Origin of the sequence: Streptomyces acidiscabies (assembly GCF_020010905.1) — a bacterium.
GTDB classification, from domain to species: Bacteria; Actinomycetota; Actinomycetes; order Streptomycetales; family Streptomycetaceae; genus Streptomyces; species Streptomyces acidiscabies.
On record NZ_JAGJBY010000001.1, the window covers coordinates 4,315,048 to 4,328,017 of the forward strand.

The 12,970-nt window shown below is 71.5% G+C and carries 8 protein-coding genes; all 8 read right to left on the reverse strand.

The window, feature by feature from the left end; translation table 11 throughout:
• Positions 1–12: 12 nt before the first annotated feature.
• Positions 13–3,546 (reverse strand): fatty acyl-AMP ligase, encoded by a 3,534-nt coding sequence (locus J8M50_RS49710; protein ID WP_141655594.1) that lies wholly within the window; start codon positions 3,544–3,546, stop codon positions 13–15.
• The gene (locus J8M50_RS19865) at positions 3,539–4,606 is read right to left on the reverse strand and encodes a GntG family PLP-dependent aldolase (protein ID WP_010355219.1); all 1,068 of its coding nucleotides are present in this window, start codon (positions 4,604–4,606) and stop codon (positions 3,539–3,541) included. Before J8M50_RS19865 ends, J8M50_RS49710 begins: the two co-directional genes overlap by 8 nt.
• Entirely contained in the window at positions 4,603–6,885 is a 2,283-nt protein-coding gene (locus J8M50_RS19870; protein ID WP_010355218.1) for a pyridoxal-phosphate dependent enzyme, read from the reverse strand. The genes J8M50_RS19865 and J8M50_RS19870 overlap by 4 nt, the downstream gene beginning before the upstream one ends.
• A 57-nt stretch (positions 6,886–6,942) precedes the next feature.
• On the reverse strand, positions 6,943–7,863 hold the full coding sequence (locus tag J8M50_RS19875; RefSeq protein WP_010355217.1) for a GHMP family kinase ATP-binding protein: 921 nt from the start codon (positions 7,861–7,863) through the stop codon (positions 6,943–6,945).
• Positions 7,860–9,374: an argininosuccinate lyase gene (locus J8M50_RS19880; protein WP_029184067.1), complete on the reverse strand. Its 1,515-nt coding sequence runs from the start codon at positions 9,372–9,374 to the stop codon at positions 7,860–7,862. Before J8M50_RS19880 ends, J8M50_RS19875 begins: the two co-directional genes overlap by 4 nt.
• Positions 9,375–9,765: 391 nt before the next feature.
• Complete coding sequence (locus J8M50_RS19885) at positions 9,766–9,915, reverse strand: hypothetical protein (RefSeq protein ID WP_158002807.1); 150 nt, start codon at positions 9,913–9,915, stop codon at positions 9,766–9,768.
• A gap of 20 nt (positions 9,916–9,935) precedes the next feature.
• Entirely contained in the window at positions 9,936–11,138 is a 1,203-nt protein-coding gene (locus J8M50_RS19890) for a cytochrome P450 family protein (RefSeq protein WP_029184066.1), read from the reverse strand.
• 141 nt (positions 11,139–11,279) lie between these two features.
• The gene (locus tag J8M50_RS19895) at positions 11,280–12,926 is read right to left on the reverse strand and encodes an allantoin permease (RefSeq protein WP_010355213.1); all 1,647 of its coding nucleotides are present in this window, start codon (positions 12,924–12,926) and stop codon (positions 11,280–11,282) included.
• Between the last annotated feature and the right edge of the window lie 44 nt (positions 12,927–12,970).

The following is a 12,970-nucleotide window of genomic DNA, read 5'->3' on the forward strand; positions in this document are numbered from 1 at the left end:
TCTCCTTCATTGTCAGCCTCCGGTGGTTCCGGTACGGGCCAGGGGTGCGGTCAGCTCGGCCAGGGCCGCCCGGAACGCGTCGCGCAGGCGGGCGGCGGTCGTGGCCGGGACGAGGTGTTCCTGGTGTTCGAGGCGGAACACGAGACGGTCGCCGTCCCGCGCGCCGTACAGGCTCACCGCGAACGCGGTGTCGCGCGGCGGGACGTCGACGGCTCGGACCTCGACGCCGTCCAGGGTCTGGTGGGCCTGGGACCAAGGGATCGCGAAACCGTCGCCGAGCAGGCCGTCGGCGGACTGCTGGAACGTCAATATCGCCTGGAACAAGGGGTTCTGGCCGTGCCTCGGGGGTTCCAGCTCGCGGACCAGCCGGGCGAACGGTACGGCCGCGCTCCGCTGGGCCGCGCGGACCTCCTGCGCGGTGCGGGCGCGCAGGTCCTGCGGGTCGGCTCGGAAGTCGCTCAGCAGCGGGACCATGTCGACCAGACAGCCGACGGTTCCCGCGAAACGCCAGTCGTCCCGGTGGTGGTACGGGGTGCCGATGACGATGCGCTCCTCGCCGGTCACTTCGTGGAGCGCGCGGAGCCAGGCGGTGGCCAGGAGCACGAAGGGGGTCTGGCCGTGGGCCTTCGCGTCCTCGTAGACCTCGGCCGCGTCCGTCGCGAAGTCGAGGAGGGAGGCGGGGGTGCGGCGACGGGGGGTGGCGGAGGCCGCCGGGAAGAGGAGGTGGTCGCGCAAGGGGCGCCACTTCTCGGCGACTTCGGCGAGTTGGGCCTCGGTGGCGGGGGTGCGGTGGCGGAGCCACTCGGCGGCGGTGGGGGGTTCGGTGGGGGTGGGGAGGTCGATGCCCAGGAGGTCGGCGAGGAGGTCGGCGAGGACGATGCGGAGGGACCAGTAGTCGACGACTGTGTGGTGGGCGGTGAGGAGGAGGGTGGTGGCGTCGGGGGAGGTGATCGCGGCTGCGCGGACGAGGGGGCCTCGGGTGAGGTCGAAGCGGCGGTGGGCGATGCTTTTGAGGCGGGCTCGGTCGGGGAGGGCGTCGCCGGGGACGGGGTTTTCGAGGGGCGTGCCGCCGGGGCGGGTGCCGTCGGCCTCCCAGTGCGTGAAGTCCAGCGGCAGGGCGCCGGGTTCGTGCACGACCTGCGTCGCCGTCCCCGGCTCACCCAGCGTCGTCCGCAGCGCCGCGTGCCGGGCGGTGACGGCGGTGAGCGCGGCGCGGATGCGGGCCGGGTCGAGGCGGTGGCCGATGCGCAGGGCGACGGGGAGGTTGTGCGCGGTGTCCTCGGAGAGCAACTCGTGGCGGAACTGGAACTGCACCTGGCCTTCGGTCGCGGGGTGGACACCGAGGTCGGCTCCGCCGGAGAGGCTGGCGGGGTCGGCGGGGTTGGTGCGATCGGCTCCGGCGGCGCGGCCGACGGGGTCGGTGAGGCCGGCGCCCGGCTCCCCGGCGTCCGGTTCCGGCGTACGGCCGAGTGCCTCGGCGATGTCGTCGAGCGAGCGGTCGCCGTAGAACAACTCCGTGTCCAGGCGCCGCCCGGACTGCCGCTCGATGCCGCCGCGCAGGGCGACCAGCTTCAGCGAGTCCAGCCCCAGGGCCGCCAGCGGCAGCGCGAAGTCCTCGGCGCCGGGTTCGGCGCCCGCGTGGGCCGCGACGAGGCGGGCGAGCATGGCGCGGAGAGCCTCGGGGCCCGCGCCCGGGGCGGAGGCGGCGGGGGAGCCTGCTGGGCTCGGTGCCAGGAGAGCGGGCGCCCCGGCCTGGCCCCGCGCCGGGAGAGCGGAGGATTCGGTCCCACCCCGCGCCGGGAGAGCGGAGGACCCGGTCTCGCCCTGCGTCGTCGGGTTCCCGGTGCTCGACGTGCCGAGCAGCCTCAACCCGCCCTCCAGGAACCGCTTCCGCGTCTCGGCCCGCCGTATCTTCCCGCTGGACGTCTTGGGGATCGACCCGGGGTAGACGAGCACCACGTCGGCCAGGTCGAGACCGCACTCGGCCCCCACCCGGCGCCGTACCGCCGCACCCAGCTCCGCCACCGCCGCCGTGTCCGACCGCAGCCGCGCCACCGCACCCCGCGCGGCCTCCGCGACGAGCACCACGCGCGGCTCCGCCAGCTCCGGCTGGAACGCCGCCGCGCAGCCCCGCCGCAGGTCGTCGGAGGCGGCGGACGCGAGGTTCTCGACGTCGTACGGGTAGAAGTTGCGCCCGGCGACGATGATCAGGTCCTTGCTGCGGCCGACCGGATAGAGCCGGCCGTCGCGCAGCGCGCCCAGGTCACCGGTGCGCAGGAAGGTCCCGTCCCGGCCCTCGACGCGCGCGCGGAAGGTGTCCTCGGACGCCTCGGGGCGTTCCCAGTAGCCGCCCGCGACTCCGGGCCCGCGTACGCAGATCTCGCCGATCTCCCCGTCCGGCAGGGCGCGCCCGTCCGCCGAGCGGATCACGATCTCCGTGTCGACGGCGGCCCGCCCGCAGGAGACGACGTCCAGACGGTCGGCGTCGTCCGGGGGTGCGTCCTCCAGTCGGCCGCTCTCCACCGCGCGCCGGCTCAGCGACAGCGCCTCGTACCCGGCCATGGGCTCCGCACCGGACACGAACAGCGTGGCCTCCGCCAGCCCGTAACACGGGTACAGCGCACCCCGGTCGAAGCCGTGACGGCCGTACAGGTCCGCGAAACGCTCCAGCGTCGCCGGGATGATCGGCTCGGCCCCGTTGAAGGCGATGCGCCAGGACGAGAGGTCGAGGCCCGCGAGGCGCTCGGGATCGTGGCGGTCGGCGAGGAGCTGGTACGCGAAGTTGGGCCCGCCGGAACAGGTCGCCCCGTACCGCGAGACCGCCTCCGGCCAGCTCAGCGGGTCGTGGATGAACGCGAACGTGTCGAGCAGTACCGCCCGTACGCCCAGGTACAGCGGCAGCAGCGCCGTACCGATGAGCCCCATGTCGTGGTAGAGCGGCAGCCAGCTGAGGATGACGTCGTCCGCGCGGACCCCGAATCCGGCCGCGATGGCGCGGTCGTTCTCGGCGAGGTTGCCGTGCCCGACCATGACGCCCTTGGGGGTGCCGGTCGAGCCGGAGGTGTACTGGAGGAACGCGAGGTCGCCGGCGCGCGGCAGGGGGAGCGACGCGGAGTGCCCGGCCGCCCTGATCTCCTCGACGCTGTGCAGGCGCAGCCCGTCGGCGGCGGACCGGAGGTGGTCGAGCAGCAGATCGACGGTGAGCGCGTGGGTGGGACGGCAGTCCTGGACGACCGCCTCGATCCGGTCCAGTTTCGCCCCGGGGCGCGGCGGGTACAGCGGCACGGCCACCGTCCCGGCGTACAGGCAGCCGAGGAACGCGGTCAGGTAGTCGAGGCCGGGCGGCAGCAGGAGCAGGACGCGGTCACCGGGTCGCGCGGTCGTGCGCAGGAACGCGGCGACGGTGAGCGCGGATTGCTCCAGCTCCCGGTAGCTGACGGTGCGGTCGGCGTCGCCCTGCGGGGAGGCGAAGACGTACGCGGTGTCGTCGGGTCGGACGGCGGCCCAGTGGGAGAGGGCGGCGGGGAGGGTGGGGAACTCAGGCACGGTGACCGGCACCCGCTTCCACCGGAACGCTCGCCAGGACGCGCGCGACGACCTCGATCGCCTCGTCGATGTCCTTCTCGCCCACCCCGCGATGCGTGACCGCCCGCAGCCGTCCGTGCCCCAACTCCGCGACGGCCAGCCCGTGTTGAGAGGCGGCCTCGGCGAACGTCTGCCACGTGAACCGGGGATCGGTGACCCGGAACATGACGATGTTGGTCCGGTGCTCGGCGGGAAGGACGTCGATGCCCTCGAGCCCCGCGAGCCCGGCGGCGAGCCGCTCCGCGTTGCGGTGGTCCTCGGCCAGCCGCCCGGCGTTCTCGATGGCGAGGATGCCCGCCGCCGCGATCACCCCGGTCTGCCGCATCCCGCCGCCGAGCAGCTTCCTGATCCGGCGTACCCGCCCGACGAAGTCCGCCGTCCCGACGGCCAGCGAACCGATGGGCGCGGACAGCCCCTTGGAGAGGCAGAACTGGACGGAGTCGGCGTACCGGGCGATGTCCGCGACGGGGACGCCCGCGCCGACGGCCGCGTTGAAGAGCCGGGCGCCGTCGAGGTGGACCGGCACGCCGCGCTCGTCGGCGAACCGGCGTACGTCGGCGAGGTAGTCCAGCGGCAGGACGCTGCCGCCGGAGCGGTTGTGGGTGTTCTCCAGGCAGATCAGCGCGGGCAGCGCGAACTGCGGGTCGTCGGGGTCGTCGGGGAACCCCTTCGCGAGGTCGGTGAGCAGCAGCCGGCCGTCCGGCTGGGTGGGGACCGGCTCGTAGACGATGCCACCGGCGACGGAGGCGCCGCCGGCCTCGTAGATGTAGATGTCGCTCTCGTCGCCGACCAGCACCTTCGTGCCGCGCGGGGCGTGCGCCATGATCGAGGCGAGGTTGGCCATGGTGCCGCTCGGCAGGAAGCAGGCCGCCTCCTTGCCGAGGGTGGCGGCGGCCAGCTCCTCCAGGCGGTTGGTGGTGGGGTCCTCGCCGTAGACGTCGTCCCCGAGGGGTGCCTCGCCCATCGCCCGGCGCATCTCCGGGGTCGGCAGGGTGAATGTGTCGCTGCGCAGCTCGATCACTGTGCGTGCCCCTCTGTCGCTTCGTCGCCCTCCAGGACGACGGCCGTGCGGCCGACTGCCTCGGCCAGGATCTTGGTGACCTGCTCATGGGTGTCGCCGTGGGCGATGACGTGGCCCAGGCGGTCGTAGGCGTTGCGGGGCGGGCGGACCTCCGCGCCCGGCCGGGCGGTGACGGTCACCCGGTCGACGCCGTCGATGGCGCGCGCCTGGCCGGTGCCGGACAGTTCGGCGAGCTTCCCGGTCCGGTCGGTCAGCAGGAAGTGGATGCCCGCGTGCCGGACCGGCTCGCGCAGCGGCTCGGGGGGCAGGCCCGCCGCGACCCGTACCTGCTGGTCGAGGAGCTGTACGCCGGTGGCGAGCTGGATCAGCTCGGGGATCATCCCGCCCGCGAGCCGCGGGTTGATCTCGATGATCACCGGCCCGTCCGCGGTGAGCCGCACCTCGGTGTGGGTGGCGCCCAGCGTGATCCCGGCCGCCGTCACGGCCCGGCGTACGGAGCCCTCGACGGCGGCGGCGCGGGCGGGGGAGAGCGGGGCGGGGAACACGTGCCGGTACTCCACGAAGTGCGGCAGCCCGGTGACGCTCTTCTCGGTGATCCCGACGCAGCGGGTCTCCCCGTCCCAGGTGAACATCTCGACGCTGAACTCGGGCGCGTCGACGTACTCCTCGATCAGCACGGTCCCGGCCGTCGGCAGGTCCCGCATGTTGAAGCGGATACCGAGGATCGCGCGGGCCTGCGCGAGGGCCTCCTCCTCGCTGTGGCACAGCAGCACGTTGTTGGACCCGGAGTCGTCGGCGGGCTTGACGACGCACGGCAGCCCCACCGACGCCAGCGCGGCAGGCACCTCGGCGACGTCGGTGACGGCGACGAACTCCGGCTGCGGCACGCCGTGTTCGCGCAGCCGCTCCCGCAGCAGCGCCTTGTTCCGGCACACGGCGACCGCGTCGGCCCGGTTCCCGGGCATCCCCAGCCAGGTCGTCAGCTCGGCGACGGCGGGGACGTAGAAGTCGCTGGTGGTCGTCACCCCGGCCAGCTCGTCGCGCCGGAACGCGTCCTGGACCGTCCGGCGCAGCTCCGCCTGGGAGTTGGTGTCGCAGACGATCACCCGGCACCCGGTCTCGTCGAGCCCCGCGTACCGGGCCGGGGAACCGGTCAGCAGCACCGGCTCGAAGCCCAGCCGCCGGGCCACGGACAGCGCCAGCATGCCCGTGCCGGTGGTGTTGGACTCCACGAACAGCAGGTGCCCGCCCGGCGGTTCGGGGTGCTCGCGCAGCGCCGCCACCGACCAGCCGCGTACGACACGGTCGAGCGGTACGGCCTCCGGGGCCTCGCGCGCCTCCAGCGAGGCCAGCTCCTTGCGGGCCCAGAACTCGTCGTCGTACACCGTGTCCACGTACCGGTCGCCCCGGTCGGGCAGGATGCCCACGATCCGGGTGCCCGGCGCGGCCTGCGACGCCACGTGCATGAGTACCCGGTACACCGAGCCGGAGGTGTTTCCGGCGAAGACCTGCTGCTCGCGGGCGAGGGCGCGCGTCGATTCGAACGCCTCGCGGTCGTTGAGCCAGTGCACCTCGTCGACGACCCTGCGGTCCAGGTTCTTCGGCAGGAGGCTGTTGCCGAGCCCGCTCTGGAGGCGCCCCGGCACGTCCGGCTGCCCGAACAGCACGCTGCCGACCGAGTCGACGCCCACCACCCGCAGCTGCGGATACGCGCGCCGCAGCGCACGAGCCGTCCCGCACAGCGAACCGCCGCTGCCGACCGAGCCGACCAGCACGTCCACCGCGCCGAGGTCCTCCTCGATCTCCTCGGCCAGCAGCCGGTAGGCGCCCGGGTTGTCGGGGTTGCTGTACTGCTGGGGCCAGAACGCGCCGGGCAGACCGGCCATCAGCCGCTCCAGCTCCTCCAGCCGGGCGCTCTGCCAGCCGTGGCTCGTCATGGCCGCCACGACGTGCACCTCACAGCCCAGCGCCCGCAGCTTCGCCAGGGTGATGGCGTCGATCCGGGGATCGGTGACGATGTGCACCGGATGCCCCAGCGCCGTCCCCACCAGCGCCACACCGAGCGCCATCGTGCCGGAGGAACTCTCCACGATCGGCGCGCCCTCACGCAGCACGCCGGTCCGCCGGGCCTCCAGGAGCATGCTCCGGGCGACCCGGTCCTTCATCGCGAACAGGTTCTGGAGCTCCAGCTTCGCGTAGACCTCGACTCCGGGCGCGGCGCTGCGCAGGCGCACCAGAGGAGTACGGCCGACGGCGTCGACCATGCTGTCGAACTTCACAGGAAAATCCCCCGAGCAATATCGCGTTCGGTATGTTCGGCCGGCTTGTCGGCCGGTTCATTCGCCGCCGGTGCGGTAACTGTCCGGTCCCATCGACCGGTAGAGCGAGACGGAGCCGGGAAGCGCCGCGCAGGACTTCTGGGCATGGGCCAGCCGGTCCGTGTGATCAGGGACGTCGTCGCGCAGCAGAATGCCGAGATTCGTCCCGCTGTGCGCCAGCACGAGACCGAGCCCTTCGACCTCGTGGCAAATGCGCAGGAGGTCGTCGAAACAGTCCCGGGCGACGAGTTTCGTGTTCTTCCGGGCGCTGCGGGTGGAAACTCTGCCGACCGTCTCCAGGTCGCCGTGGCGCAGGGCCTCGCGCAATTCGTCGAGGAGCGCGCTGTATTCCCTGCGGTCGGCCGCGTCGAAAGGCTTGGGGGAGCGGTTGAAGAGGACCGTGTCGACCGTTCCGCCGATGTCGTGCGCGACGATCGTCAGCGGCGGCAGGAAGCCGAGCCGCTCCTTCAGGCGGACCTGGCGGTGGTAGAAGGCCACGACGCCCTGGTACATGACGCCGTCCGAGGGCTCGACGTCCCGCAGCAGCGTCTCGATCTCGCTCTCCGTGAACCGGACGCCGAGCGCGTCGCCCACGGCGTGCGCGGTGGCCACCAGGTCGGCGGACGAGCTGGCCAGGCCCTTCCCCTCGGGGATCGAGCTGATCAGCGTCAGCAGGCCGCCGCCCTCGATGCCGTGGTCGCGCAGGATGCGCTGGGCGAGGCGGCGGGCCTTGTGCTTGTGCGCGGGCCTGACCGTGATCTCCCGTGCGCCGCCGACCAGTTGGAAGTCGGCGCGGGAGGTGAGGGAGACGGGGAAGGTGACGAGGAAGTCGAGGCGGTTCTCGTCGAGGACGCCTTGGAGCAGCTCGCCGAAGGTGCCGTGGGCGTGGCCGGTGCCGGTCGCGGTCGCGTACTCCAGGGTCGTCTCGTCGGCGGTCACCGGGCGTCGTCCCCGTTCTTCGCCGCGCCGATGCCCAGCAGGCCGTCGGTGCGCGCGAGGGCGGCGTCCACCGTCCCGGCGCACGCTGCCCACTCCTTGTCCAGCTCGTCGAGCCGCTGCGCCTGCTCGGCCAGCAGCGCGCGCACCGCGTCCGGGTGCGCGGACCCCGGCGAGCTCTTGCGCAGCAGCCCCCGCCGGACGTCGAAGGACTCGGCGACCAGGTGCTCGGGCCGGCTCAGCTCGAAGCCGTTCTGCACGGCGACGGCCCGCAGCAGCTCGGGGTCGGCCTGCGCGGGAGGCAGCCCCTTCTCCACGCAGGCCGTGATGAACTGGCCCGCGACGACCTGCGCCCGGCGCCACGGCACGCCCTCTTCGAGGGTGAGCAGGTTGGCCAGCGAGAAGCCGCCCAGGTACTCCCGCTCGCACAGGGCCAGCGCCCGCTCCTCCCGGAACCGCAGGTGCTCCAGGACCGTGGTGAACAGGCCCAGCGTGGAGCACAGCGTGTCGAACGAGCCCAGGACGTGCGCCCCGGCCTCCTTCGACACTTCGACGCTGTTCGAGTACGAGGTGTTGCGCTGCCCCAGCACGGCGTCCAGGTGCAGCGAGACCAGGTGGGCCGTCCTGCCCCGGATGCGTTCCAGCACCGGGTAGTTCTTCTTCTGCGGCATCGCCGAGGAGATCCCGGACAGCTCGTCGGGCAGCTCGATCAGGCCGTACTCGGAGCTGCCCCAGGCCATCAGGTCGGTGCAGAACCGCCCCAGCCAGGTGGCGAGCAGCGACAGTTCGGCGGTGACCTCGACGACCCAGTCCCGCGACGCGACCGACGTCAGGGCGTGCGGGTTCGCCGCGCGGAAGCCGAGCAGCCGCGCCATCTCCGCGCGGTCCCAGGGGATCTCCTGGCCCGCCATCGCCCCGGCGCCCAGCGGACACAGGTCGATGCCCCGGTACGTCGTGAGGAATCGTTCCAGCGCGTGGATCACCCGGTCCGTCAGGGCCGCCAGATAGAACCCCGGCGTGATGATCTGGGCGGACTGGAGGTGCGTGTACCCGGGCATCGGGGTGTCGGTGTGCGCCGCCGCGAGCCGGTGCGCCGCCCGCCCGAACGCGGTGAGCGCCCCGGCGGCCCGCAGCACCTGGCTCCGGCCGAACAGGAGCTGGGCGCACGCCTGGAGGTCGTTGCGGCTGCGGTCCACGTGCCAGCGGGGTACGGCCGGGTCGAGGCGCTGTTCGACGTGGCGCTCCACGGCGAAGGCGATGTCCGAGTAATTCGCCTCGGGGTCCGCCTGGAGCCCTTCCGTGCTGATCTCGTCCAGAAGGGAACCGATACGCCGGGCGTCGTCCTTCTCGATCAGATTCATCCGGCTGTATTCGAGGGCCAGGACTTTCTCGATGGCCACGTACCAGGGCAGAAGATGCTCTGCCTCGTACCGGAACTGAGGTTCCAGGATTTCCCGGTGGAGCAAATCGCTGGGTGCTGCTGATATCCGGCCGCTGAGACGGTTGTCGGGCATGCGGCGGTCGTACATGGAACCCCCGTAAACGCATATCGGTACGACGTGCGACACCGAGGCTGATCGCCGAGCGACCGTGGGTCAAGTGTGATCCAGTTCACCCGGAGCGGGGGATTGGTTAGCGGAATCCAGCATTCCCGCAGTTCGGGGCCGGTCCCGAAGACGGGTACGGCCCCGAAGTGCGGTCGTTCTTGACGCGAACTTTTCGCAACAACCTGACGGACTCGACAGCGAGTTATGCGCAGGAGGCCGCCGAGCGCTCATCGTGGCTCACGCATTCGTTCACGTGACCTTCATCGCGGCTTCCCATTCCGCGTCCGGTATCCGCGACCGCAGATACCCGAACGACTCCGCCGCCAGCCGCCGCGCTTGCCGACGGTGCCCGAGCCGATCAGGGAGCCGAGGCCGAGCGCCCTCGCGCCGCGTACTCCAGCACGTCGTCGGGGGCGGCTTGGGCTTGGGGTGCGGTGAGGTTTGTCGCGCCGAGGGCGGCGGCTCCTGTCAGGGCCTGGCGGCGGGTGGTTCCTTTCCAACTGGGCATGGGTGACTTCTGGTTGTCGGTCACACGGTGCCTCGTACGCGCAGCGGCAGTGACTCCGGGCCGCGCATCAGCAGGCTCTGGCGGTACGTCAACTCGGCGATCGGGACGGCCGGTTCGATGCCGGCGTAGCGGTCCAGGAGGTCGCGGAAGGCTACCCGGGCCTCCTGGCGGGCCAGCGGTGCGCCGAGGCAGTAGTGGATGCCGACGCCGAAGGAGACGTGCCGGTTGGGGGTGCGGGTGACGTCCAGGCGGTCGGGGTCGGTGAAGTGCGCGGCGTCGCGGTTGGCGGAGGTGACGGCGGCGAGGACCAGTTCACCGGCGGGGATCTCGACGGACCCGACGGTGACCGGTTCCTTCGTGTACCGGTACGTCGAGAGGTTCACCGGGCCGTCGTACCTGAGGAACTCCTCCACGGCCGTCGGGATCAGCGCGGGGTCTTCGCGGAGGCGCTTCAGTTCGGCCGGGTGCGTGAGCAGGGCCCGCATGCCGTTCGCCACGAGGTTGACCGTCGTCTCGTGGCCCGCGCTGAGCAGGAGGAACACCATCGCGACGAGCTCCTCGCCGGAGAGGCGGTCGTCGTCGATCAGCGCGGAGAGGAGGTCGTCACCGAGTGTCCGCCGCTTCGCGGCGATCAGGTCGGTGAGGTACGCCGTGATGTGTCCGGCCGCCGCGCTCACCGTCTCCGGCGCGCCGGTCGCGTTGTAGTCCTGGGTCCAGCGGCCGAACGCGTCCCGCTCGCCCTCGGGGAGGCCCAGGAGTTCGCACATCACGGTGATGGAGAGGGGGAACGCGTAATCGCTGATCAGGTCGATCTCGGGCCGGTCAGCGAGCCCGTCCAGGAGGGACGCGGAGAGGGCCTCGGTGCGGGGGAGGAGGGCGGCGATGCGGCCGGGGGTGAACGCCTTCGACACGAGGCTCCGCAGCCGGGTGTGGGCGGGCGGATCGCTGTTCAGCATGTGCCCGGCGGTCTTCCGCGCCACGACCCGGGGCGCCCGCCCCGGCACGGTGTTCCGCCGGAACAGCTCCCCGACGGCCTCAGCGTCCTTGCCGAACCGGGAGTCCGCCAGCACCTCCCGCACATCGCCGTACCGACTGACCACCCACACCCGCAGCCCGTCCGGGGTGACAACGACCCGCACAGGCTGCTCCCGCCGCAACACCGCGTACGCACCATGCGGATCAGCCCAGAACTCCGCCCCGAAACACTCACCCAATGTGACCATGCAGTCACATTACTTACCCTTTGCCTCACAAGAAAGACCGACCGGAACTGGCCACTCCGCCACAACGGCGACACGGAGAACGGGGATGACTCCCTCGGTCGTGAGGTCGTCATCCCCGTTCTCGTGGGGTGATGAAGGGGGTTACACCGTCGCCGGGAGGACGTGGTCGCCCACCGTGTCCGTGCTCAGGCACAGGGAGCACACCGTCGCGTCGTGGGTCGCGCAGGCCGTGAGGTCGGGGCGTTCGTACGGCTGGTGGCAGACGTGGCAGTCGTACGTCGTGGCGCTGGGGTTGCCCTCCGGGTCCAGGAGGGGTTCCGCTATGCCGTCGTCCGTGCGGCGGAGGTAGTACTTGCCCTTGGTCGTGATCGCCATCACCGGGGTGAGGACGAAGGCCAGGACCGCCGCCGCCACCGGGGAGTACGGCTGGAGCGTGTCGCCCAGCGCGTGGAAGTACATCGCGATCGAGAGGCCCGAGGCCGCCACGAAGGAGACCACGCCCACCGGGTTCACCGCGTACAGCATGCCCCGGCGGAACTCCGGCTGGAGCGGCGAGATCTTCAGCAGGTACTTGTTGACGCCGATGTCCGTCGCGACCGTCACGACCCACGCGATCGCACAGTTGGAGTAGAAGCCGAGGATGGTGTTGAGGAAGCTGAACATGTCGGCCTCCATCAGGATCAGCGCGAAGGAGAGGTTGACCAGCACGAACACCATGCGGCCCGGGTAGCGCTTGGTCACCCGCGTGAACGAGTTCGTCCAGGCCAGCGAACCGGAGTACGCGTTCGTCACGTTGATCTTGATCTGGCTGATCACGACGAGGACGACGGCGAGCGGAACGACCAGCCAGGACGGCATCATCGCGTCGAACGCGCCCCGGAACTGCTGGATCGGCTCGGGAGCCGCGTCCGCCCCGACCTTCGCGATGATGTACACCGCGAGGAACACGCCGATCGCCTGCTTCAGCGCGCCGAGGACCACCCACCCGGGACCGGCCATGATCACGGCCGTCCACCAACTCCGCTTGTTCTCCTCGGTCTTGGGCGGCATGAACCGCAGGTAGTCGATCTGCTCACCGATCTGCGCGATGAGGGAGAGACACACGCCGGCACCCAGCAGCACGGACGCCGTGTTGATGCCGCCCTCGCCGTCCGTACCCGCGTAGTTGAGGAACTTGTCGACCGTGCCGGGGTCCGTGGAGACCAGGTACACCAGCGGCCCCACCATCAGCAGCAGCCAGACCGGCGTCGTCCACACCTGGAGCTTGCTCAGCGCCTTCATGCCGTAGATCACGAGCGGGATGACCATCAGCGTGGAGACCAAGTAGCCGAGCCACAGGGGGAGTCCGAGGCCCAGCTTGAGCCCCTGGGCCATGATCGACCCTTCGAGCGCGAAGAAGATGAACGTGAAACTCGCGAAGATGACGCTCGTCAGCACCGAGCCGTAGTACCCGAACCCCGAGCCCCGCGTGATCAGGTCCAGGTCGATGTTGTACCGCGCGCCGTAGTACGCCAGCGGGAACCCCGTCACGAAGATGACCACGGCGGCCACGGCGATCGCCACGAGCGCGTTGCCGGTGCCGTGCGCGAGGCCGATGCCGGCGCCGATCGAGAAGTCCGCCATGTACGCGATGCCGCCCAGCGCGGTCGTCGCCACGACCATCGGGGTCCAGCGGCGGTAACTGCGGGGCGCGAAGCGGAGGGTGTAGTCCTCCAGGGTCTCCTTCGTGGCCTGGTCGGTGGTCGGGGATGGGCCGGTGCGTACGTCTGTCTGCGGCTCGACGCTCACTACGTCTCCTTGCGGCGGGGGCGGGGACGGGTGCCCCGCGGCGT